Raw genomic sequence first — 23,077 nt, forward strand, 5'->3', positions numbered from 1 at the left:
GGGACTGTATGCCACCTCGGACTTAGGAAGGGTGTGAATGCTTTACATGCGAATCGCATCTTTCTATAGTCAAAAATCGAATCAATAACTCTACAGAATTCTGATATTTGTAGAAGACGGGCGATAAACATGGGCAAAGCAGTTATTGCAATTCACGGCGGGGCAGGGGCGATTGCCCGTGCACAGATGAGCCAGGAGCAGGAGTTACGCTATATCCAGGCGCTTTCCGATATCGTCGACGCCGGGCAAAAGATGCTGGAAGCGGGAGAAAGCGCGCTGGATGTAGTCACTGAAGCCGTGCGACTGCTTGAGGAGTGCCCGCTGTTTAATGCCGGGATTGGCGCGGTGTATACCCATGACGAGACCCATGAACTGGATGCCTGCGTTATGGATGGCAATACCCTGAAAGCCGGAGCGGTGGCGGGCGTCAGCCATCTGCGTAACCCAATCCTCGCGGCCCGACTGGTGATGGAGCGTAGCCCGCATGTCATGATGATCGGCGCGGGGGCAGAAAAATTTGCTGCCTCAGAAGGGATGGCGCTGGTCTCTGCGGATCTCTTTTCCACGCCGGAACGTTATCAACAACTGCTGGCCGCGCGCTCAAGTGGGGAGACCGTGCTGGATCACAGCGGCGCACCGCTGGACGAAGGCAAGAAAATGGGCACCGTGGGCGCAGTGGCGCTGGATTTACACGGCAACCTCGCGGCGGCGACATCGACTGGCGGCATGACCAACAAATTACCTGGCCGCGTCGGCGATAGTCCGCTCGTCGGCGCGGGCTGCTATGCCAATAACGCCAGCGTGGCGGTCTCCTGCACCGGCACGGGCGAAGTGTTTATCCGTGCGCTGGCGGCTTACGATATTGCTGCGTTGATGGATTACGGCGGTCTGAGCTTATCGGAAGCCTGTGAGCGGGTAGTGATGGAGAAGTTACCGGCGCTGGGCGGCAGCGGCGGGCTGATTGCCATCGATCATGAGGGAAATGTGGCCTTGCCGTTTAATTGCGAAGGAATGTATCGCGCCTGGGGTTATGCCGGGGATACACCAACGACCGGAATTTACCGGGAAAAAGGGGACACCGTTGCCACACAGTGATGCGCTTGACGCCAGCGACGTGCTGGCCGTCAGCAATCTGAATATCGCTTTTCAACAGGACCAGCAGCGCACTGAGGCAGTGCGGGACCTGTCATTTCGTCTCAGGCGTGGCGAGACGCTGGCGATTGTCGGTGAATCTGGTTCAGGAAAATCGGTCACCGCGCTGTCGCTGATGCGACTGATTGAACAGTCCGGCGGCGAGGTGCAGTGCGAGCAGATGCTGCTGCGTCGTCGGAACCGCGAGGTGATTGAGCTGGGCGAACAGAGTACGTCGCAGCTTCAGCGGATCCGGGGCGCCGATATCGCTATGATCTTCCAGGAACCGATGACGTCACTCAATCCGGTGTTTACCGTAGGTGAGCAGATAGCCGAGTCCATCCGCCTGCATCAGGGGGCTGGGCGTGAAGAGGCAATGGCGGAGGCCAAGCGGATGCTCGATCAGGTTCGCATTCCGGAGGCGAAAGCCATTCTTTCGCGCTATCCACACCAGCTTTCCGGCGGTATGCGCCAGCGGGTGATGATTGCGATGGCGCTCTCGTGTCGCCCGGCGGTGCTGATTGCCGATGAACCGACAACCGCGCTGGACGTCACGATTCAGGCGCAAATCCTGCAACTGATCAAAGTCCTGCAACAAGAGATGTCGATGGGGGTGATTTTCATCACTCATGATATGGGCGTGGTTGCGGATGTCGCCGATCGTGTGCTGGTGATGTATCAGGGCGAAGGGGTGGAGACCGGCACTGTGGAACAGATTTTCCGCTCGCCGCAGCATCCTTACACGCAGTCATTACTGGCGTCGGTACCGCAACTTGGGGCGATGAAAGGTCTCCCTTATCCGCGCCGTTTCCCGCTGTTCTCCCTGAACGCGCCGGAAAAGCATGAGCGGCCTGTCGATCAAAATACGGTGGTCGAGGGTGAACCCATTTTGCAGGTACGCAACCTGGTGACGCGATTTCCGTTACGCAGCGGGCTTCTGAATCGGGTGACCCGCGAGGTGCATGCGGTGGAAAATGTCAGCTTTGATCTCTGGCCTGGCGAGACGCTGTCGCTGGTCGGTGAGTCCGGCTGCGGCAAATCCACGACGGGGCGTGCGCTATTGCGGCTGGTGGAATCGCAGTCCGGAGAGATTATTTTTGACGGTCAGCGAATCGATACGCTGCCCGACAGTCAATTGCAGCCCTTGCGCCGTAATATTCAGTTTATTTTTCAGGATCCCTACGCTTCGCTCGACCCACGGCAAACCGTGGGTTATTCCATCATGGAACCGCTGCGCGTCCACGGACTGTTGCAGGGTAAGGCGGCGGCGGAGCGCGTGGCGTGGCTGCTGGAGCGCGTCGGGTTGAAACCTGAACATGCGTGGCGCTACCCGCATGAGTTTTCTGGCGGGCAGCGTCAGCGAATCTGTATTGCCCGTGCGCTGGCGCTCAACCCCAAAGTCATTATTGCCGATGAATCGGTCTCCGCGTTGGATGTGTCGATTCGCGGACAAATTATCAACCTGCTGCTCGATTTGCAGCGGGAACTGGGGATCGCCTGGCTGTTCATCTCACATGACATGGCCGTCGTTGAACGGATCAGCCACCGCGTTGCGGTGATGCACATGGGACAGATCGTTGAGATCGGCCCGCGCGCCGCGTTGTTTGAGGATCCACAGCATCCGTATACCCGTAAGCTCATGGCGGCGGTTCCGGTTGCCGATCCCGGACATCACCGCCCGCAGCAGGTACTGCTGTCGGACGATCTGCCGAGTAACATTTACCGGCGCGGCGAAGCGCCAGCACCTGTTTCATTGCAGTTAGTCGGGCCCGGACATTATGTCGCGCGTCCACAACGAGAAAATGCGCTATCGCGTTTATAACATTCAGGCAGGGTTCAGGAGAAAAAAGATGACAAAATTGCTCGCCCGACATTGGCTGTTGGCATTAGGCGCGACGACCGCGCTGGCAGCGTCCCCGGCGTTTGCCGCAAAAGATGTAGTGGTCGCGGTGGGGTCCAACTTCACCACACTTGACCCGTATGACGCGAATGACACCTTATCGCAGCAGGTGGCAAAATCGTTTTATCAGGGGCTGTTTGGCCTGGATAAAGAGATGAAGCTGAAGAACGTGCTGGCGGAGAGCTATACCGTCTCTGACGACGGCCTGGTATATACCCTTAAACTGCGTCAGGGGGTGAAATTCCAGGACGGTACCGACTTTAACGCCGAAGCGGTGAAAATTAACCTCGATCGCGCCAGCGATCCCGCCAATAGCCTCAAGCGTTATAACCTGTATAAAAACATCGCCAAAACAGAGGCTGTCGATCCCGCGACGGTAAAAATTACTCTGAAGCAGCCGTTCTCCGCGTTTATTAATATCCTGGCGCACCCGGCAACGGCGATGATCTCACCAGCCGCACTGGCGAAATACGGTAAAGAGATTGGCTTCCATCCGGTTGGCACGGGTCCGTACACGCTGGATACCTGGAATCAAACCGATTTTGTGAAGGTGAAGAAATTTGCCGGTTACTGGCAACCGGGATTACCGAAGCTGGATAGCATCACCTGGCGTCCGGTCACCGATAACAATACCCGTGCGGCGATGCTGCAAACCGGGGAAGCACAGTTTGCCTTCCCGATCCCCTACGAGCAGGCGGCGTTGTTAGAGAAAAACAAAAATCTGCAACTGGTCGCCAGTCCATCGATCATGCAGCGTTACATCAGCATGAACGTGACGCAAAAGCCGTTCGACAATCCCAAAGTCCGCGAGGCATTAAACTACGCTATCAACCGTCAGGCGCTGGTGAAAGTGGCGTTTGCCGGCTATGCGACCCCGGCGACCGGCGTGGTGCCGCCGTCGATTGCTTATGCGCAAAGCTACGCGCCCTGGCCTTACGATCCGGCAAAAGCCCGTGAACTGCTGAAAGAAGCGGGTTATCCGAACGGTTTTAGCACTACGCTGTGGTCATCGCACAATCACAGTACCGCCCAGAAAGTGTTGCAGTTTACCCAACAGCAGCTGGCGCAGGTGGGGGTTAAAGTGCAGGTGACGGCGATGGATGCCGGTCAGCGCGCGTCGGAGGTTGAGGGCAAAGGGCAGAAAGAGAGCGGTGTGAGAATGTTCTACACTGGCTGGTCGGCCTCGACCGGTGAAGCAGACTGGGCATTGTCGCCGCTGTTTGCCTCGCAAAACTGGCCGCCAACTCTGTTTAACACCGCGTTCTACAGCAATCCGCAGGTTGACAGTGATCTTGCCGATGCGCTGAAAACGACCGACTCGCAAGAAAAAGTGCGCCTGTACAAAGCGGCACAGGATATCGTCTGGAAAGAGTCGCCGTGGATCCCGCTGGTGGTGGAAAAACTGGTTTCGGCGCACAGTAACAAACTGACTGGTTTCTGGATCATGCCAGATACGGGGTTCAGCTTTGATGATGCAGATTTGAAATAAGCCACAGCGGAAACCGGATGCTTAACTATATCCTCAAACGCCTGCTGGGGTTGATTCCAACCCTGTTCATCGTTGCGGTGCTGGTGTTTTTATTTGTTCACCTGTTGCCCGGTGACCCGGCGCGGCTGATTGCCGGGCCGGAAGCCGACTCGCAGGTGATTGAACTGGTTCGTCAGCAACTCGGTCTCGACCGGCCGCTGCACATTCAGTTCTGGCATTACATGACAAACGTGTTGCAGGGCGATTTTGGCCTTTCGATGGTTTCCCGTCGGCCGGTTTCGGAGGAGATCGCCAGCCGGTTTATGCCGACGCTGTGGCTGACGTTGACCAGTATGATCTGGGCCGTTCTGTTCGGCATGGCGGCGGGAATTGTCGCGGCGGTATGGCGTAATCGCTGGCCGGATCGCCTCAGCATGACGCTGGCCGTTACCGGGATCTCCTTTCCGGCGTTCGCGCTGGGGATGCTGTTAATGCAGGTGTTCTCCGTGGAGTTAGGCTGGTTGCCGACCGTCGGCGCTGATAGCTGGCAGCACTATATTCTGCCGTCTGTCACCCTTGGCGCGGCGGTGGCCTCAGTGATGGCGCGCTTTACCCGCGCCTCATTTGTCGATGTGCTCAGTGAAGATTATATGCGCACCGCCCGGGCGAAAGGGGTCAGCGAAACCTGGGTGGTGCTCAAGCATGGGCTGCGCAATGCGATGATACCGGTCGTCACCATGATGGGGTTACAGTTTGGCTTTTTGCTCGGCGGGTCTATCGTGGTCGAAAAGGTCTTCAATTGGCCCGGTCTCGGCCGTCTGCTGGTGGACTCCGTAGAGATGCGCGATTATCCGGTGATTCAGGCGGAAGTCCTGTTGTTTTCACTGGAATTTATACTTATCAATTTAGTGGTGGATGTGCTGTATGCCGCCATTAACCCGGCTATCAGGTACAAGTAAGGATGCGATTACTTAACTGGCGCCGTCAGGCGATTTTAGATGCCATGCCCATGGTGAAACCCGAACGGGTACGCACGCCGTGGCACGAATTCTGGCGACGTTTTCGTCGTCAGCATGTGGCGTTGATAGCAGGCCTGTTTGTGCTGCTGCTGATCCTGGTGGCAATCTTCGCCCGCTGGCTGACGCCATTCGATGCGGAAAACTATTTCGATTACGACAGGCTGAATGACGGGCCGTCGATGATGCACTGGTTCGGTGTGGATTCGCTGGGCAGAGATATCTTCAGCCGCGTGCTGGTGGGTGCGCAAATTTCGCTGGCGGCAGGGGTATTTGCAGTATTGATTGGCGCGGCTATTGGTACCGTACTGGGGCTGCTGGCGGGTTACTATGAAGGCTGGTGGGATCGGGTCATCATGCGCATCTGCGACGTGCTGTTCGCGTTTCCGGGTATCCTGCTGGCGATTGCCGTGGTCGCGGTGTTAGGTAGCGGCATTGCCAACGTGATTATCGCGGTGGCGATCTTCTCGATCCCGGCATTTGCGCGTCTGGTGCGCGGCAATACGCTGGTGCTGAAACGCCAGACGTTTATCGAATCGGCGCGCAGCATTGGCGCCAGCGATGCGACCATTATTTTCAGTCATATCCTGCCTGGGACCGTCTCGTCGATTGTGGTCTTTTTTACTATGCGTATTGGCACGTCGATCATCTCTGCGGCAAGTCTGTCGTTTCTGGGGCTGGGCGCACAGCCGCCGACGCCGGAGTGGGGCGCGATGCTGAATGAAGCGCGGGCGGATATGGTGATTGCGCCGCATGTGGCGCTGTTCCCGGCGGTGGCGATTTTCCTGACGGTACTGGCGTTTAATCTGTTAGGCGATGGCCTGCGCGACGCGCTTGACCCGAAAATAAAAGGATAAACTGTTGGCCTGATAAGACGCGCTGGCGTCATTATCAGGCATTGCCGGATGGCGGCATAAATGCCGTATCCGGCCTGAGTCAATGAGAGTTAAGCGCGGGTGCCCCACAGATCATATTCGTCGGCGTTTTCCACTTTCACGCGGATCACATCGCCCGGCTTCAAGTTGGTTTCGCCATTCAAATAGACCGCGCCGTCGATTTCCGGGGCATCGGCCATGCTACGACCAATCGCGCCTTCTTCGTCGACTTCATCGACAATGACCAGAATTTCGCGGCCCACTTTTTCCTGCAAACGCTCAGCGGAGATCTGTTGTTGCAGTTGCATAAAGCGGTTCCAGCGCTCCTCTTTCACCTCTTCCGGTACCTGATCCGGCAGCGCATTGGCGCCAGCGCCTTCTACCGGGCTGTATTTGAAACAGCCTACGCGGTCGAGACGCGCTTCTTTCAGGAAGTCGAGCAGCATCTGGAAATCGTCTTCGGTTTCACCCGGGAAGCCCACAATAAACGTCGAGCGCAGGGTCAGCTCCGGACAGATTTCGCGCCATTGCTTGATGCGCGCCAGTTGACGGTCAACCGAGCCGGGGCGCTTCATCAGTTTGAGAATGCGCGGGCTGGCGTGCTGAAGCGGAATATCCAGGTATGGCAGGATCTTACCTTCCGCCATCAGCGGGATCACGTCATCAACATGCGGATACGGGTAGACGTAATGCAGACGCGTCCAGATACCCAGTTTAGACAGCTGTTCACACAGGCTGACCATGCTGGTTTTCACCGGCTCACCGTTATAGAACCCGGTGCGATGCTTCACGTCCACGCCATAGGCGGAGGTGTCCTGAGAAATCACGAGGATCTCTTTCACACCGGCATCGACCAGACGCTTTGCTTCGCTCAGCACATCACCAATTGGACGGCTGACCAGATCGCCGCGCATGGAAGGAATGATGCAGAAGGTGCAGCGATGGTTGCAGCCTTCTGAAATTTTCAGGTAGGCGTAATGACGTGGGGTCAGCTTCACGCCCTGTTCCGGCACCAGGCTCAGGAACGGATTGTGCTTTGGTTTTGGCACGTAGTGGTGAACGTGTTCCAGAACCTGTTCATAGCTGTGCGGCCCGGTGATCTCCAGCACTTTTGGATGGACTTCACGGATCTGATCTTCTTTCGCGCCCAGACAGCCGGTGACGATCACCTTGCCGTTTTCGTTCAGCGCTTCGCCAATGGCTTCCAGGGATTCCTGCACGGCGCTGTCGATAAAACCGCAGGTGTTAACGATCACCATATCGGCATCATCGTAGCTCGGGACGACATCGTAGCCTTCGGTACGCAGTTCAGTCAGGATACGTTCCGAATCGACGAGGTTTTTCGGACAACCGAGGGAAACGAAGCCGATTTTCGGCTGGTGGGTTACTTTGCTCATAGCTTAAAAATTGTTCAGTTATTGGAATGTTCAGGGCAGGGATTCTACAGAGTTCCGTGCAAAAATTGTATCGCAATCTCACCCGATGAGTCAGGGCGGTCTGCACCAGCTTATATATAGATTGTAAATTATGTTAATTCCGAGTGAATTATTGATCTCAGGCATCAATCAGTACAAAAAATAGCCATACTATAGTGTTGCACCATGGCTGGAAGAGGAGGAACGAAGTATGTTCGTTGACAGACTGAGAACCGATCTGCTGAATAAGCTTATCAACGCCAGGATTGACCTCGCTGCGTATCTGCAGCTAAGGATGGCGAAAGGATACATGTCAGTCAGCGAGAATGATCATCTACGTGAGAACTTTTTCGAACTGAACCGCGAGCTGCACGATAAATCGTTGCGCTTGAACCTGCATCTCGATCAGGAAGAGTGGGATGCTTTGCATCATGCCGAAGGCGCACTCGCCGCTGCGGCGGTGTGCCTGATGAGCGGACACCATGACTGTCCGACTTTTATTGCCGTCAATGCAGAAAAACTCAATTCCTGCCTGACAACGTTAACGCTGAGCATTCAGAGTCTGCAGGCTCATTCCACACTTGAAGATGCCTGATTTCCGGGGGAGGCGACTCCCCCTTTGTCGTTAAGTTTTTGTAAAAATGGCTCCGCGACGTTCCTCGCTGACTACGCTTTAACCAGAGTCAACAAGGAGGCGCTATGCATCGCTCGCTTATCCCCTTAATTCCATTGATCGTGTCCCCCTGGTTTGCTCAGGCAAAAACGCCTGCGGTGACTGTTGAGGTGCTGCAAACCAAACTTGACCACCCGTGGGCGCTAGCCTTTCTGCCGGGCGACAACGGCATGCTGATCACCCTGAAGGGCGGCCAGTTGCGTCACTGGCAGTCAGGAAAAGGGCTTTCTGATCCGCTGCCTGGCGTACCACAGGTGTGGGCAAACGGGCAGGGCGGCCTGCTGGACGTGGCGCTGGCACCGGACTTTAGTCAGTCCCGGCGCGTCTGGCTTAGTTTTGCGCAGGCTGATGCAGAGGGAAAAGCAGGAACCGCGGTGGGCTTTGGTCGACTCAGCGATGATCTTTCGCGGCTGGAAAACTTCCAGACCGTTTTCCGCCAGATGCCAAAATTGTCAACAGGCAATCATTTCGGCGGGCGACTGGTGTTTGACGGCAAGGGGCACCTGTTCATCGGGTTGGGGGAAAACAACCAACGGCCGACGGCGCAGGATCTCGACAAACTGCAGGGTAAAGTGGTGCGTCTGACCGATGAGGGAAAAATCCCGGCGGACAATCCGTTTGTTAATCAGCCGGGCGCGCGCCCGGAAATCTGGTCTTATGGGATCCGCAATCCGCAGGGGATGGCGATGAATCCGTGGAGCGGAGTGCTGTGGCTTAACGAGCACGGGCCACGCGGCGGAGATGAGATCAATATCCCCGAAAAAGGCAAAAACTACGGCTGGCCGCTGGCGACCTGGGGCATCAACTACAGCGGGCTGAAAATCCCGGAAGCGCAGGGTGAAAAGGTGGCAGGCACTGAACAGCCCATTTTCTACTGGCAGAAATCACCTGCCGTTAGTGGGATGGCCTTTTATAACCACGACACCTTTCCTCAGTGGCGGCAGAAACTGTTTATTGGCGCGCTAAAAGACCAGGATGTCATTGTGATGAGCGTAAACGGTAATAAAGTGACGGAAGAGGGGCGCATTCTGGGTGAACGAAATCAACGCATCCGCGACGTGCGCATCGGGCCCGACGGCTATTTGTATGTCTTAACCGACGAGTCCGACGGCGAGTTACTCAAAGTTAGCCCGCGTACCTGAGCGGCTTAGCTGACCGGGATCATGACTGTTTTACGAAACGCCGGGCGCTCGCTGAGCTGTTGATACCAGCGCTCAAGATGCGGACGCGGTGTCCATGTCAGTCCTACATTGAACAAGTTATAGACGAACGGCGCGATGGCGATATCGCCGGTGCCAAAGGCTTTACCCGAGAACCAGGGCTGGTCGGCCAGCGCCGCATCGAGGATTGCAAACAGCTTGTCGCACTGTTTCGCGCCTGCATCAATAGCGGCCTGATCGCGCTGTTCCGGCGGTGTTCTCACTAAACCAAACAGTACCACGCGGTGTGCCGGACTTAAGGTCTGATTCGCCCAGTCCATCCATTTTTCGCCTTCCGCCCGACGTGCCGGGGATTCGACCCACAGGCGTTTTTGTCCATACTGCGCCGCCAGGTAACGCACGATGGCGTTGGATTCCCACAGTAACAGGTCGCTTTCATCATCACGTAACAATGGCACCAGACCGTTCGGGTTCATCGCCAGATACTCGGTATCATGGTTCAGGCCAAACTGTCCTCCGGCGAGGATATGGTTAAACGGCAATTCCAGTTCTTCGAGTGTCCATAACACTTTCTTGACGTTGGTTGAGTTATTCCGACCCCACAGCGTAATCATAATTACCCCTCAAAAAATGGACAGCCTAAAGGCTGTGTTCACTCCACATGGTGAGATAAACCCAACATTTACGCAACAGCGAACAAAAAATTCCTCATCCCAGCAGCACAGCGGGGGGTTATTGCATAAACTTTAAAAACTTTACCAACTTACGGTTCCCTTACGCTTCTTAGTGCGTTATTACTCACCGCACTTATTATACGGTGGTATGACGTATATTTTTTGAATGGATACTCGGGTGGCATTTATGACGCAATACGTTTCTTCCCTTCGTAATTTCGCAGCGGGTTCAGCCCTTTTATTTCTCTTTGCGCCAACGGTGATGGCGGCGGAACAGACCATTGAACCGCCAGGCGTCGATGCGCGAGCATGGATTTTAATGGACTACGCCAGTGGTAAGGTGCTGGCGGAAGGCAATGCCGACGAAAAACTGGATCCCGCCAGTCTGACGAAAATCATGACCAGCTACGTGGTAGGACAGGCACTCAAGGCGGGCAAAATTAAACTGACCGACATGGTGACGATAGGCAAAGACGCCTGGGCGACCGGCAACCCGGCGCTGCGCGGCTCCTCGGTGATGTTTCTGAAGCCTGGCGATCAGGTGGCGGTTTCTGATCTCAACAAAGGGGTGATTATTCAGTCTGGCAACGACGCCTGTATCGCACTTGCGGACTACGTCGCGGGCAGTCAGGAGTCGTTCATCGGTCTGATGAATGGCTATGCAAAACGACTCGGGCTGACGAACACCACCTTCCAGACGGTACATGGCCTGGATGCGCCAGGGCAGTTCAGCACCGCGCGTGATATGGCGCTGCTGGGCAAGGCACTGATCCACGATGTGCCGGAAGAGTATGCGATCCATAAAGAGAAAGAGTTCACTTTTAACAAAATTCGCCAGCCCAACCGTAACCGTCTGCTGTGGAGTTCTAATCTCAACGTTGATGGCATGAAGACGGGCACCACAGCGGGGGCCGGATATAACCTGGTCGCGTCGGCGACTCAGGGCGATATGCGGTTAATTTCGGTGGTGCTAGGCACCAAAACCGACCGTATTCGTTTTAATGAATCAGAAAAATTGCTGACCTGGGGCTTTCGCTTCTATGAAACCGTTACGCCAATCAAGCCGGATGCCACCTTTGTGACCCAGCGCGTCTGGTTTGGTGACAAGAGTGAGGTGAATCTGGGGGCGGGCGAAGCCGGCTCGGTGACCATTCCGCGGGGTCAACTGAAAAACCTGAAGGCCAGCTTCACGCTGACCGAACCGCAGCTCACTGCGCCGCTGAAAAAAGGTCAGGTGGTCGGGACGATTGACTTCCAGTTGAACGGCAAGTCGATTGAGCAGCGTCCGCTGATCGTGATGGAAGCGGTCGAAGAGGGCGGCTTCTTTGGCCGGATGTGGGATTTCGTGCTGATGAAATTCCATCAGTGGTTTGGTAGCTGGTTCTCTTAATCGTTTGTGGATTGCCGGATAGCGCTGACGCCTGTCCGGCAAATTGCGATTAGTACATCAGCTTTATCCGTTGTGCTTTGGCGAAGCTGACAAATTCATCGTCAGGGCAGCAGTCGCTGATGACCGCGTCAAAATGTGTTAAATCTCCCATCCGCGCCGGACGGACCTTGCCAAATTTGCTGTGATCGACGACCAGCACGTGATACTGGGCCATCGACATCGCCCAGTGTTTCACCGGTAATTCTTCCAGATTAAAACAGGTCGCTCCCTTGCTGATGTGAATGCCCGCCGCCGAATAGAAGGCGATATCCGGACAGAGACTATTGAGTGTTTCGCGGGTATCAAGCGGTTTGAAAATGGCATTACTGGCATGGAATTCGCCGCCAGAGAGGATCGCCCGACACAACGGTTTTTCCTGCAAAGCCAGAAACGTATTCAGAGAGTAACAGACGGCGGTAAACGGGATTTCGTTATCGATTGCTTCAATAATCCACGGCGTCGTGGTCCCACAGTCAAAAAACAGCGTCTGATGTGGCTGCACCAGGCTTGCCGCCAGTTGTGATGCGCGACGCTTTTCTTCGACCAGACGGGATTTTTGATCGCTGAGCAGATAGTGGCTGGCGCTGCGGGGTTCCAGCACAATATAGCCACCGAGCAGCACCACCGGCGCGCTGTTGTTATTCAGGTCGCGGCGAATGGTCATTTCAGAGACGCCCAGCAGGGTCGCGGCTTCCTTAAGATGGAGTTTGTCGCTGCGTTTCAGTGCCTGCAGCAATTGACCAATGCGCTCTTCGCGACGTGTTTCCATAATTCCCCTGGATGAATAATTAAGCGCTCTGTCCGCTACAGAGCGCTTAATATTACTCTTTTTTCCTTCGTCTAGTCACGCACCCAGCCTTTACGAATCGGCAGGGCGAAGCAGATGCGGTAACAGTGTTGCAGGCCACGATAGAGGGCCGGACCGAATTTTTGCCAGATCATCTGCGCGCTCAGGCAGCCGATCATTCCCGCCAGCAGTCCGCCGAGCATGTCGAGCGGCCAGTGCACGCCAAGATAGACCCGGGACCAGGCGATAGTGACGGCCAGCGCCATCAACAGCACGCCGGACCAGAGACGATGCCAGAACAAAAACGCCAGCGCGAAGGTAAATATCACCGTGCCGTGATCGCTGGGGAACGAGTCATCTGCCGCATGCTGGAGAAAATTGTAGCCAATGTGATCGGCAAACGGACGATCGTGCGGGAACAGATGTCCCATTACCCATGACACCAGCAGGCTGACCACCAGTGCCATCGACATTTTGACGATCATCTGCCGCTGCGCGCAAACCTGTTCACGCGGTCCCCACAGCCAGAGAACAACGGCTAACAGCGGGACGATATTGATGAGATCTCTGGCGATAAAAATGGCGAGGGAAATCATCCACGATGCCGAGTCCGGCGTGGCATTGATTAAGTAGAACAGCGAATAGTTAATATTTTCCAGCATAGCATTCAGACTCAGTACGTTTAATGAATTTCCAGGCAGGCTGAGAGTAAAAGTGTCTGTCCACAGGGTAAAGAGGGATTATCTTATTTACCTGTAAAATGAAGGTGTTTCAGACACCGCCTGAACTTTTTCACTCAGAGTAACCGCCTTAACTTAGATTAACCTTAAACACAGGGCCGGTTTGTAAGTGTGGGTAAAAATGTGCGCATTTTGCTTTTACCACGCATAATTCACTATCTCAGGTGAGGCACTTTCATTACACTTTGCGCGATTTTTTATTGTCGAAGAGATTGCATGCAAAACCGTTTACAACAAGGTGCCCGTCTTGGACGTCAGGCGCTGCTTTTCCCTCTCTGTCTGGTGCTCTACGAATTCTCCACCTACATTGGCAACGATATGATCCAACCCGGCATGCTGGCGGTGGTGGAGCAGTATCAGGCGGGGATAGACTGGGTGCCCACCTCCATGACCGCTTATCTGGCAGGCGGCATGTTTTTGCAATGGTTGTTAGGACCGCTGTCGGATCGTATTGGTCGTCGTCCGGTGATGTTAGCGGGCGTGGTGTGGTTTATTGTCACCTGCCTGGCGACGCTGCTGGCGCAAAATATTGAACAATTTACGCTGTTGCGCTTTTTACAGGGCATTAGCCTGTGCTTTATTGGCGCGGTAGGTTATGCGGCCATTCAGGAATCCTTCGAGGAGGCGGTGTGTATCAAAATCACTGCTCTGATGGCGAACGTCGCGCTGATAGCACCTCTGTTGGGACCGCTGGTTGGGGCGGCATGGGTGCATGTCCTGCCGTGGGAAGGCATGTTTGTCATGTTTGCGGCACTGGCGGCAATCGCGTTCTTTGGCCTGCAGCGAGCGATGCCGGAGACCGCCACGCGGATCGGCGAACCGCTGTCCCTTAAGGCGCTGGGTAGCGACTACAGGCAGGTTCTGAAAAATGGGCGTTTTGTCGCCGGGGCGTTGGCGCTGGGGTTCGTCAGCCTGCCGCTGCTGGCCTGGATTGCTCAGTCACCGATTATTATCATTAGCGGCGAGCAGTTGAGTAGCTATGAGTATGGCCTGCTTCAGGTGCCGATTTTCGGCGCGTTAATTGCCGGCAACCTTGTGCTGGCACGCCTGACGTCGAGGCGCACGGTACGCTCGCTCATCATCATGGGCGGCTGGCCGATTGTGCTGGGACTGCTCATCGCCGCGGCGGCCACCGTCGTCTCGTCCCATGCGTATCTGTGGATGACGGCGGGGCTGAGCGTTTACGCCTTTGGCATCGGTGTGGCCAACGCCGGACTGGTGCGCCTGACGCTGTTTGCCAGCGACATGAGTAAAGGCACGGTCTCTGCGGCGATGGGAATGCTGCAAATGCTGATCTTTACCGTTGGGATTGAGCTGAGTAAGCATGCTTATCTGCTCGGCGGGAATGGGCTGTTCAGTTTGTTTAATCTGGCGAGCGGCATTTTGTGGCTGCTGCTGATGATCATATTCCTGAAAGATAAGCGGGTCGGCAATACGCGGGAAGGGTAATGGCGACATTGTTGGTCCGCTAAGCGCACCGCCATCAGGCAATAAAGCCGGATGGCGGTGTAAATACCTTAGCCTGCTGAATGACGCGAGTCGTTGTTAATTAAACGGCGCTTCGTGCTTCAGGACGCAATCAATGATGTCCAGCACACCTTCTTTATTGTTCGAGCCCGCACGGTATTTCGCGGCCTTCGCAATCGCATCCGCCGCATTTTCCATTGCAAAACTGAAGCCCGCCTGGCGCAACATTTCAATATCATTTCCGCCATCACCAAACACCACGACTTCACTATCGTCAATCCCCCAACGTTGCTGGAGCAGGCGCAGTCCGTTTGCTTTATGCACGCCGGGGATAATGAGATCAATGCTGCCATAGCCGGTGTGAACAGGCACCATGATATCGCCAATGGCGTCGTGCAGCGCTTGCTGAACATCCGGGATCCGATCGTCAGAGATGTTCAGGCCAAATTTGAAAAACACATCATTGATGTTGTTAAAGTTATCCACGATCTCAAGGCGGTGGTAATACATGCCTGCAGTGGCTTTCATCTCGTCGTTATATTCTTTCAGGGTATAAGCGCTGTTTTTGCCGCAGGCAATGATCTCTACATCGGCGCGTGCCAACAAATGATCGACAATGGCGGTAAAGTCCGACTTCGGCAGATCGCCATTGAAGATATCCTCACCTTCGCTTACCACCCAACCACCGTTTTCGGCAACGAATGAGATTTCATGGGCAATCTCAGGAAAGAAAGAGATGAGCTGGTAATACTGGTTGCCGCTGGCAACGGCAAAACGAATGCCCTGTGCCTTCATTTGCTGATACTGCGCCAGAAAGCGTTCGCGATTGTAGGTCTTTTGATCGCTCAGAAAGGTGCCATCCATATCGACTGCAATTAACTTAATACTCATTTATCCCTTCTCCATCGCAGATTGCGTAGTTGAATTTGGTTTGGCAACGGCTCTGGCGACAACGGCTGCCAGCAGCACCAGCGCCAGCACCACCAGCATGGCGCTGCGTAAGCCGTAGTGCTCACCGAGGTAACCCAGCAGCGGAGGGCCAACGAGAAACGCCAGATAACCGGTGGTGGCTACGACGCTGACACGCGTCGGTGCATCCGGGCCAGTGTCGCTGGCGGCTGAAATGGTTAACGGGAAGCCGAGCGATGCCCCCAGGCCCCACAACACGACAGAGACGCCCGCCACCCAGGCGCTGTCGACGAAAATAATCAGACCAATACCGAGTGCACCCATCAGGGCGCTGGCCCGTACCACCGCCACACGGCTGTAACGGTCAATAAACCAGCCGCCGGTAAAGCGCCCCACGGTCATCCCGAGCGTAAAGCCCGCATAAATCAGGGAGCCGGATGTCGGGCTAAACCCATGACCGTCAACCATCAGCAGCGGCAACCAGTCGTTAGCGGAGCCTTCGGCAAACGCCATCGCCAGCACGACAACGCCAATCAGCAGCAACTGGATATCACGCCAGAAGGGGACGCCTTTCTCTTCGTGATGAGAACCGTCGCGGGCGTTTTTTCCTGTACCGTCAGGGATCGCTTTGATCGCAATAAATATCGGCGCAATCGCCACCAGCGAGGCCAGCACAATATGTGTGGTTGCTGCGACGCCAAAAGCGGTAAGCGCCATCCCAACACCAGCCCCTGCAAGGGTGCCGAAACTGTAAAAACCGTGCATCATCGGCAGTACGGTTTTGTTCAGTTCACGTTCTACGGCGGCGCCTTCGACATTTATCGCCACTTCAGCAGAGCCAAAGCTGGCCCCGAACACGCCTAAACCCAGGGCAAACAGAACGGGAGACGTTAGCCATAACGCCAGACTCAACACCAGCATTCCTGCCACCGCGCAGGACATCGTGGTGCGAATCACTTTTCGCGTGCCAAATCGTTTCACCAGCCAGGCAGAACAAAGGATGCCGCTCATCGAGCCGATGGAAAGTCCAAACAGCACTGCGCCCATCTCTGCCGTCGAAACAGACAACGTGTCCCGAATAGCAGGCGTTCGCGTGGCCCAGGACGCCATTAGCAGACCGGGTATAAAAAAGAACATAAACAGCGCCCAGGTACGACGTTGCAAGGCTTTGCGTGAGGAAGTCAATGTCATCAGGGAAGCACCAGAAGTACAACAATAGCGACAACACTAGCAAGTTTGTGTACATTTGTACATAAATAGGAAGGGGAATTTATGAGCAGACGACCAAACGATCCGCAGCGTCGGGAAAGGATACTTCAGGCCGCTCTGGAGACAATTGCTGAGCATGGGATCAGTGCTGTAACGCATCGTAAAATCGCCAGCTGTGCAGGGGTTCCCCTGGGATCCATGACGTATTACTTCGAGGGTATGGACTCGTTGATTGAAGAGGCGTTCACGCGTTTTACGTGCGATATGGCGCAGCAATATCGTGATTTTTTTGCCGGGGTGACCGGACCGGAAATGGCCTGCGAATCGATCACCACCCTCATTTACAGTTCAGAAGTGACGACGCCGCGTAATATGGAGCTGATGTATCAGCTGTACGCGATGATGAATCGAAAACCGACGCTAAGAAGTGTGATGCAGGACTGGATGCAAACCAGCCAGAGAACGCTTGAGCAGTGGTTTGATCCTATTACCGCACGTGCACTGGACGCCTTTATTGAAGGGATGACGCTACATTTTGTCACCGACCGGACGCCGATGACGCGTGAAGAGATCCTGCAAATAGTGAAACGCATTGCCGGGTAAAGGGAGAGTTATCCGGTTCTTCGCGGGTGTAATACCTGTTTTCAGGCAACAAAAAACCCATCAACCTTGAACCAAAACGGCGGGGTTGATGGGCTCCACAAATTGGGGACATCAAAGAAAAGCAGTGGCAATAGTTATGACTGACGCCTTGAGGAAAAGTTCTGTGTATTTGCAAAAAATTTTCACTTAAGGGCTAACTTCAGTTTTATCCTAAGCCTGGCCAGATGATGATGATAAGTGTCCCCGCCAGCGTCAGCAGCACGTTGGCTATTGCGTAGGTGCCTGCGTAACCGAGCGCCGGGATGTTGCTGCGTGCGGTATCGCTGATAATTTCCATTGCCGGTGCGCAGGTCCGTGCGCCCATCATGGCGCCAAAAAGGAGTGCCCGGTTCATGCGCAGAACATAGGCGCCGAACAGGAAGCAAATGATTACCGGCACCAGGCTGACGACCAGTCCGGCGATCAGCATTTGCCCACCAATCGCGCCCAGACCGTGACCGATGCCGCTACCCGCGCTCAGGCCAACACCTGCCATAAAGACCATCAGACCGAACTCTTTCACCATATTCAGTGCACCCTGCGGGATATAACCAAACGTTGGATGGTTAGCGCGCAAGAAGCCCAACATGATCCCGGCGAATAACAGCCCAGCCGCATTACCAATGCCAAAGCTGAAGTTACTGAACTGGAAGGTGATCATGCCGATCATCAGACCAATAATGAAGAACGCACAGAAGGCCAGCAGATCGGTCACCTGGCTGTGAATCGAAATAAAGCCGATGCGGTCGGCGATGGTTTTCACACGACGCGCGTCGCCGCTGACCTGCAATACGTCGCCTTTATTGAGCACCACGTTGTCATCAATCGGCATTTCAATCTGCGAGCGAATCACGCGGTTCAGGAAACAGCCGTGATCGGTGAGCTTTAGTTGGGCAAGACGGCGTCCCACGGCATTGTGATTTTTCACCACGATCTCTTCGGTGACGATCCGCATATCGAGCAGGTCCCGATCGAAGACTTCTTTGCCGTTACGAAAGCTGGGGTCAAGACGGGCGTGGGCATCCGGATAGCCGACGAGCGCAATCTCGTCGCCCATCTGCAATACCGCGTCACCGTCCGGATTTGCGAGGATACCATTGCGACGGATGCGTTCAATGTAGCAGCCGGTCGCGCGGTAAATGCCGAGCTCACGCAGGTTTTTCCCGTCGGTCCAGGCCACCAGTTCAGGGCCAACGCGGTATGCGCGAATGACCGGCAGGTACACCTTCCGGTTGGTGTCGGTGTCCAGACCGCGTTCACGGGCGATTTGCTGGGCGCTGGTTTGCAGATCCTGATGCTGTAATTTAGGCAGATAGCGTGCGCCGACGATCAAACTAACCAGACCGATCAGGTAGGTCAGCGCGTAGCCCAGGCTCAGGTTATCCAGCGCCCGGGAAAGCTGTGCGCCCTCCATCCCGAAATGGCGTAGCGTGTCGCCAGCACCAACCAGAACCGGGGTGGACGTCATTGAACCCGCCAGCATACCGGCCGTCAGGCCGATGTCCCAGCCAAATAGCTTACCCAGCCCCAGGGCGATCAGCAGCGCGCTGCCGACCATCACCAGAGCCAGCATCAGGTAATTTTTCCCGTCCCGAAAAAAAATGGAAAAAAAGTTAGGACCCGCTTCAACGCCGACACAAAAAATAAACAGCATAAAGCCCAAATTCAGCGCGTCAGTGTTAATACTAAAATGCTGTTGCCCTAATAAGAGTGAGACGACTAAAACGCCAATGGAATTACCCAGTTGGACAGAACCAAGACGCAATTTACCGAGACACAGGCCAAGAGCCAGTACAACAAATAATAACAGGATGTAATTCCCATTTAACAAATCAGCGACGTTTATATTCACGGAGACTAACTTCTTGTTTACGAGTAACTTGTTGAAAGAAATGGTAATTTGGGCTACTGTTTTTTCCATCAATGACGGGGATTGTGACATATTCACGCCCCGAATATAAGCAGCACAACAATATATCTGGCTAGTTTAATCTCATTACGTATCAACGGCTATAAGAATCGTGTTGGCGTATTTTGGCACGGAATGCTGAACGGCTTTATCTGACTGAACGCCATTGGCGAAAAGTGTGTTTGATAGAGACAGTGTCAGGAGAAATGATTGAAATATAAACATGGTTGGGTCGGCGCGGTCTGTTGCTTTGTCCTCTTTGTGGTTGTCTGTCTTTTTCTGACAATGAACGTGAAAGGGGCATTTCGGGCCGCCGGGCACCCTGAAATTGGGCTTCTGTTTTTTACGCTGCCTGGCGCGGTCGCCAGTTTTTGCTCTCATCGTCGGGAAGTGATCAAACCGCTCCTCGGTGCAATGCTTGCAGCGCCTTGTTGTTTGCTGCTCACGCGGCTCTTCTTTACGCCCACTCGCTCGTTGTGGCAGGAGCTGGCGTGGTTGTTCAGCGCGGTCTTCTGGTGTGCTTTGGGGGCTTTATGCTTTTTGTTCATCAGCAGCCTTTTCAAACCGCGGCAGCGTAAAAATCAATAACGCCCTCAGAAGAGGGCGTTATTACATGACTCACAGCACTCAGGCGAACAGGTTAAGATTCTCTTTCGCCCACGCTTCGAAATCGGTGCAACCGCCGATGTGTTTCTGATCAACAAAAATCTGCGGCACGGTCTCAACCGGTTTGCCGACGGTCTTTTCCAGATCCGCTTTAGTGATGCCTTCCGCATGGATGTCGATGTAGCGATAGTTGAAATCATCGCGCTCGTTGCTCAGTTTCTCTGCCAGTTCTTTTGCGCGTACACAGTAAGGGCAACCCGGACGACCAAAAATAACGGTGAACATTGTAGTCTCTCTCCTCGAACTCAAAGCCTGACGGCGAATGGCTGCTATGATGACGCTAATCGCCAGTCTTGAACAGTAGGTTGCGCCTTTTACTTCGATACATTTAGTCTATATCTGTTAAACACATTCACGCTGAACGCCTTACACTATGTCTCACAAAAGAGGGCTTCCTGTGCGTATGAACGGCGCGTTACCGAAAAGTGTATTGATTCTGGAAATGTTGGGGATGGTGCTTCTGGCGCTGGCTTTGCTGTCGCTGAATCACTACCTGACGCTTCCCGCCCCGTTTAACAGCCCGTTAGCGGTCATTATCATGCTTTTTTTGGGCGTGCTGTTGATGATCCCCGCCGCACTGGCGTTCGTCTGGCAAGTCGCGCAGCGGCTGGCGCCACAGTTGATGAAGCCCTCATCCGATTCATCCCGTTCTGACAGAGAAAAAGAGAATGACTCCAACCATTAACCTCCTGCGTCATCATCGTTCGATTCGCCATTTTACCGATCAACCGATTACGCCTGAACAGCGAGAGGCAATTCTGGCGGCCGCTCAGGCAACGTCCAGCTCCAGCTTTTTGCAGTGCACATCGATTATTCGTATTACCGATCCGGCGCTACGTGACGCGCTGGTACCCTTAACCGGGGGTCAGAAGCACGTCGCCCAGGCCGCCGAGTTTTGGGTTTTCTGCGCCGACTTCAATCGCCATTTGCAGATTTGCCCGGACGCGCAACTCGGTCTTGCAGAGCAGCTGCTGCTGGGCGTCGTTGATACGGCGATGATGGCGCAAAATGCGCTGACGGCGGCGGAATCGCTGGGGCTGGGCGGTGTCTATATCGGTGGACTACGCAATAACATCGAATCCGTCACCGAGTTGCTGGCGCTGCCAAAACATGTACTGCCGCTGTTTGGGCTATGTCTGGGCTGGCCGGCGGATAACCCGGATCTGAAGCCGCGCCTGCCTGCCACGATTGTCATGCACGAGAACCGCTATCAGCCGCTCGACAAAGACGCGCTGGCTGACTATGACGAACAGCTTGCGCAATATTATCTCAGCCGCGGCAGCAACAATCGCCATGATACGTGGAGCGATCATATTCGCCGCACGCTGATTAAGGAAAATCGTCCCTTTATCCTGGAATATTTGCATAAACAGGGCTGGGCCACGCGCTAAAAATTCTGCCGCTGTGTATGATACACGGGATTTTGATCGGGTTACGCAGAGAGGTGCAGGGTGAAAATTGCCATATTGTCCCGGGATGGAACGCTCTATTCGTGTAAGCGCTTGCGTGAAGCGGCGATGAAGCGTGGTCATCTGGTCGAAATACTCGATCCGCTATCCTGCTATATGAATATCAATCCGGCGGCATCCTCGATTCACTATAAAGGGCGCAAGTTGCCTCATTTTGATGCCGTCATCCCGCGTATCGGTTCGGCGATCACTTTTTACGGCACCGCCGCGCTTCGCCAGTTTGAGATGCTGGGCAGCTATCCGCTGAATGAATCGGTGGCGATTACCCGCGCGCGCGATAAGCTGCGTTCGTTACAATTGCTGGCGCGGCAGGGCATCGATCTCCCGATTACCGGCATTGCGCACTCGCCGGATGACACCAGCGATCTGATCGAGATGGTCGGCGGCGCGCCGCTGGTGGTGAAACTTGTTGAAGGTACACAGGGGATTGGCGTGGTACTGGCAGAAACCCGCCAGGCCGCCGAGAGCGTCGTGGATGCTTTCCGGGGACTGAATGCCCACATTCTGGTTCAGGAATATATTAAAGAGGCCAAAGGTCGCGATATTCGTTGTCTGGTCGTGGGTGACGAGGTGGTCGCCGCCATTGAACGGCGGGCGAAGGAGGGCGATTTCCGCTCTAATCTGCATCGTGGCGGGGTGGCCTGCATTGCTAACATTACCCCTCGTGAGCGCGAGATTGCGATAAAAGCCGCGCAGACGATGGGGCTTGATGTCGCCGGTGTTGATATTTTACGCGCCGAACGCGGCCCGTTGGTGATGGAAGTGAACGCCTCTCCCGGTCTGGAAGGGATCGAAAAAACGACCGGCATCGATATCGCCGGGCGGATGATACACTGGATCGAGCGCCACGCGACGGCTGAATTTTGTCTCAAAACAGGCGGCTAGTCTTAATATCGCCGATGATCGTGGAATGATGAACACTTTTTGCGTAAGCTGTGCCGGTATTTTTTCATCGTAAGAGGTAGCACATTATTATGACAGAATTGGTCGTTCCCACTCTGGATACGTTGCGACAATGGCTCGACGACCTGGGCATGAGTTTTTTTGAATGTGATACCTGCCAGGCTCTGCATTTACCTCACATGCAAAATTTTGACGGCATCTACGATGCGAAAATCGATCTTGTCGACAATACGTTGCTGTTTTCCGCGATGGCGGAAGTGAGGCCGTCGGCGTTACTGCCCCTGGCGGCGGATTTGTCTGCCATCAACGCCAGTTCTCTCACCGTAAAAGCGTTTCTGGATATGCAGGATGATAATCTGCCAAAGCTGGTGGTTTGCCAGTCTTTATCCGTTATGCAAGGGGTGACTTACGCTCAGTTCGAATGGTTCGTGCGCCAGAGCGAAGAACAGATATCGATGGTTATTCTGGAAGCTGGCGCGCACCAGATGTTGTTTACCGCTGAAGAAGACGCGCAAAGAAGCAGCACTGAGAACCATTTTCTTCACTGATTTCAACTTGAAGTACGAGCGTATAGCGCAGTCGCTGCCAGAGCGGCTGTGGTTTACGTTCTTTTATTCTGCATTTAACCTTTCTTT

23 protein-coding genes are annotated in these 23,077 nt (G+C 54.6%); 15 read left to right on the plus strand and 8 right to left on the minus strand.

Going from position 1 to position 23,077, the window contains the following annotated elements; all coding sequences use genetic code 11:
* Window positions 1-129: 129 nt before the first annotated feature.
* Genes iaaA through gsiD form a run of 5 tightly spaced genes read left to right on the plus strand, consistent with a single transcriptional unit; the run spans window position 130 to window position 6,372 of the window.
* Entirely contained in the window at window positions 130-1,095 is a 966-nt protein-coding gene (iaaA, locus tag QNN88_RS17520) for a beta-aspartyl-peptidase (protein WP_414241337.1), read from the plus strand.
* On the plus strand, window positions 1,082-2,953 hold the full coding sequence (gsiA, locus tag QNN88_RS17525; protein WP_414241338.1) for a glutathione ABC transporter ATP-binding protein GsiA: 1,872 nt from the start codon (window positions 1,082-1,084) through the stop codon (window positions 2,951-2,953). The genes iaaA and gsiA overlap by 14 nt, the downstream gene beginning before the upstream one ends.
* 28 nt (window positions 2,954-2,981) lie before the next feature.
* On the plus strand, window positions 2,982-4,520 hold the full coding sequence (gsiB, locus tag QNN88_RS17530; RefSeq protein WP_414241339.1) for a glutathione ABC transporter substrate-binding protein GsiB: 1,539 nt from the start codon (window positions 2,982-2,984) through the stop codon (window positions 4,518-4,520).
* 17 nt (window positions 4,521-4,537) lie between these two features.
* The gene (gsiC, locus tag QNN88_RS17535) at window positions 4,538-5,458 is read left to right on the plus strand and encodes a glutathione ABC transporter permease GsiC (protein ID WP_414241340.1); all 921 of its coding nucleotides are present in this window, start codon (window positions 4,538-4,540) and stop codon (window positions 5,456-5,458) included.
* Between the two features lie 2 nt (window positions 5,459-5,460).
* Entirely contained in the window at window positions 5,461-6,372 is a 912-nt protein-coding gene (gsiD, locus tag QNN88_RS17540) for a glutathione ABC transporter permease GsiD (RefSeq protein ID WP_044326543.1), read from the plus strand.
* Between the two features lie 89 nt (window positions 6,373-6,461).
* On the opposite strand, the gene rimO is transcribed toward gsiD, so the two are convergent.
* Window positions 6,462-7,787 carry a 30S ribosomal protein S12 methylthiotransferase RimO gene (gene rimO, locus QNN88_RS17545; protein WP_414241341.1) on the minus strand — a complete coding sequence of 442 codons (1,326 nt, stop codon included), beginning with the start codon at window positions 7,785-7,787 and terminating at the stop codon, window positions 6,462-6,464.
* A gap of 229 nt (window positions 7,788-8,016) precedes the next feature.
* On the opposite strand from rimO, the gene bssR reads away from it, so the two are divergent.
* Together bssR and QNN88_RS17555 are read left to right on the plus strand one after the other, a co-directional pair.
* Complete coding sequence (gene bssR, locus QNN88_RS17550) at window positions 8,017-8,400, plus strand: biofilm formation regulator BssR (protein WP_414241342.1); 384 nt, start codon at window positions 8,017-8,019, stop codon at window positions 8,398-8,400.
* 104 nt (window positions 8,401-8,504) lie between these two features.
* Entirely contained in the window at window positions 8,505-9,620 is a 1,116-nt protein-coding gene (locus QNN88_RS17555) for a PQQ-dependent sugar dehydrogenase (protein ID WP_414241343.1), read from the plus strand.
* Between the two features lie 5 nt (window positions 9,621-9,625).
* On the opposite strand, the gene QNN88_RS17560 is transcribed toward QNN88_RS17555, so the two are convergent.
* Window positions 9,626-10,252, minus strand: a complete 627-nt coding sequence (locus QNN88_RS17560) for a glutathione S-transferase family protein (protein WP_414241344.1) — start codon at window positions 10,250-10,252, stop codon at window positions 9,626-9,628.
* A 247-nt stretch (window positions 10,253-10,499) separates the two neighbouring features.
* Here QNN88_RS17560 and dacC point away from each other — a divergent pair, with 247 nt between their 5' ends.
* Window positions 10,500-11,702 carry a serine-type D-Ala-D-Ala carboxypeptidase gene (gene dacC, locus QNN88_RS17565; RefSeq protein WP_414241345.1) on the plus strand — a complete coding sequence of 401 codons (1,203 nt, stop codon included), beginning with the start codon at window positions 10,500-10,502 and terminating at the stop codon, window positions 11,700-11,702.
* A gap of 49 nt (window positions 11,703-11,751) precedes the next feature.
* On the opposite strand, the gene deoR is transcribed toward dacC, so the two are convergent.
* Together deoR and ybjG are read right to left on the minus strand one after the other, a co-directional pair.
* Window positions 11,752-12,510: a DNA-binding transcriptional repressor DeoR gene (gene deoR, locus QNN88_RS17570; protein ID WP_414241346.1), complete on the minus strand. Its 759-nt coding sequence runs from the start codon at window positions 12,508-12,510 to the stop codon at window positions 11,752-11,754.
* 71 nt (window positions 12,511-12,581) lie between these two features.
* A complete protein-coding gene (gene ybjG, locus QNN88_RS17575; protein WP_414241347.1) occupies window positions 12,582-13,190 on the minus strand; it encodes an undecaprenyl-diphosphate phosphatase in 609 nt (202 codons plus the stop codon).
* Window positions 13,191-13,484: 294 nt separating this feature from the next.
* On the opposite strand from ybjG, the gene QNN88_RS17580 reads away from it, so the two are divergent.
* Window positions 13,485-14,717 (plus strand): MFS transporter, encoded by a 1,233-nt coding sequence (locus QNN88_RS17580; RefSeq protein WP_414241348.1) that lies wholly within the window; start codon window positions 13,485-13,487, stop codon window positions 14,715-14,717.
* A gap of 96 nt (window positions 14,718-14,813) precedes the next feature.
* Here QNN88_RS17580 and QNN88_RS17585 read toward each other — a convergent pair whose 3' ends face one another.
* Together QNN88_RS17585 and QNN88_RS17590 are read right to left on the minus strand one after the other, a co-directional pair.
* Window positions 14,814-15,626, minus strand: a complete 813-nt coding sequence (locus QNN88_RS17585) for a Cof-type HAD-IIB family hydrolase (protein WP_414241349.1) — start codon at window positions 15,624-15,626, stop codon at window positions 14,814-14,816.
* A complete protein-coding gene (locus QNN88_RS17590; protein WP_414241350.1) occupies window positions 15,627-16,835 on the minus strand; it encodes an MFS transporter in 1,209 nt (402 codons plus the stop codon).
* 81 nt (window positions 16,836-16,916) lie between these two features.
* Between QNN88_RS17590 and QNN88_RS17595 the strand changes: the two genes are divergently transcribed.
* A complete protein-coding gene (locus QNN88_RS17595) occupies window positions 16,917-17,456 on the plus strand; it encodes a TetR/AcrR family transcriptional regulator (RefSeq protein ID WP_414241351.1) in 540 nt (179 codons plus the stop codon).
* Window positions 17,457-17,661: 205 nt separating this feature from the next.
* Here QNN88_RS17595 and QNN88_RS17600 read toward each other — a convergent pair whose 3' ends face one another.
* Complete coding sequence (locus tag QNN88_RS17600) at window positions 17,662-19,347, minus strand: aspartate:alanine antiporter (RefSeq protein WP_414241352.1); 1,686 nt, start codon at window positions 19,345-19,347, stop codon at window positions 17,662-17,664.
* 267 nt (window positions 19,348-19,614) lie between these two features.
* On the opposite strand from QNN88_RS17600, the gene QNN88_RS17605 reads away from it, so the two are divergent.
* Window positions 19,615-19,992, plus strand: coding sequence for an inner membrane protein YbjM (locus QNN88_RS17605; protein ID WP_414241353.1), 378 nt, complete (start codon window positions 19,615-19,617; stop codon window positions 19,990-19,992).
* A 39-nt stretch (window positions 19,993-20,031) separates the two neighbouring features.
* Here QNN88_RS17605 and QNN88_RS17610 read toward each other — a convergent pair whose 3' ends face one another.
* On the minus strand, window positions 20,032-20,295 hold the full coding sequence (locus QNN88_RS17610) for a GrxA family glutaredoxin (protein ID WP_000495514.1): 264 nt from the start codon (window positions 20,293-20,295) through the stop codon (window positions 20,032-20,034).
* 172 nt (window positions 20,296-20,467) lie between these two features.
* Here QNN88_RS17610 and QNN88_RS17615 point away from each other — a divergent pair, with 172 nt between their 5' ends.
* The 4 genes from QNN88_RS17615 to QNN88_RS17630 all read left to right on the plus strand — a co-directional run bounded on the left by QNN88_RS17615 (window position 20,468) and on the right by QNN88_RS17630 (window position 22,990).
* On the plus strand, window positions 20,468-20,755 hold the full coding sequence (locus tag QNN88_RS17615) for a DUF1418 family protein (protein ID WP_414241354.1): 288 nt from the start codon (window positions 20,468-20,470) through the stop codon (window positions 20,753-20,755).
* Window positions 20,739-21,461, plus strand: coding sequence for a nitroreductase NfsA (gene nfsA / locus QNN88_RS17620; protein WP_414241355.1), 723 nt, complete (start codon window positions 20,739-20,741; stop codon window positions 21,459-21,461). Before QNN88_RS17615 ends, nfsA begins: the two co-directional genes overlap by 17 nt.
* 60 nt (window positions 21,462-21,521) lie before the next feature.
* Window positions 21,522-22,424: a 30S ribosomal protein S6--L-glutamate ligase gene (gene rimK, locus QNN88_RS17625; protein ID WP_414241356.1), complete on the plus strand. Its 903-nt coding sequence runs from the start codon at window positions 21,522-21,524 to the stop codon at window positions 22,422-22,424.
* A gap of 89 nt (window positions 22,425-22,513) precedes the next feature.
* Window positions 22,514-22,990, plus strand: coding sequence for a YbjN domain-containing protein (locus QNN88_RS17630; protein ID WP_414241357.1), 477 nt, complete (start codon window positions 22,514-22,516; stop codon window positions 22,988-22,990).
* Window positions 22,991-23,077 lie beyond the last annotated feature (87 nt).

It is taken from the genome of Citrobacter sp. ANG330 (genome assembly GCF_047467925.1).
In the GTDB taxonomy this organism is placed as follows: domain Bacteria; phylum Pseudomonadota; class Gammaproteobacteria; order Enterobacterales; family Enterobacteriaceae; genus Citrobacter_A; species Citrobacter_A amalonaticus_G.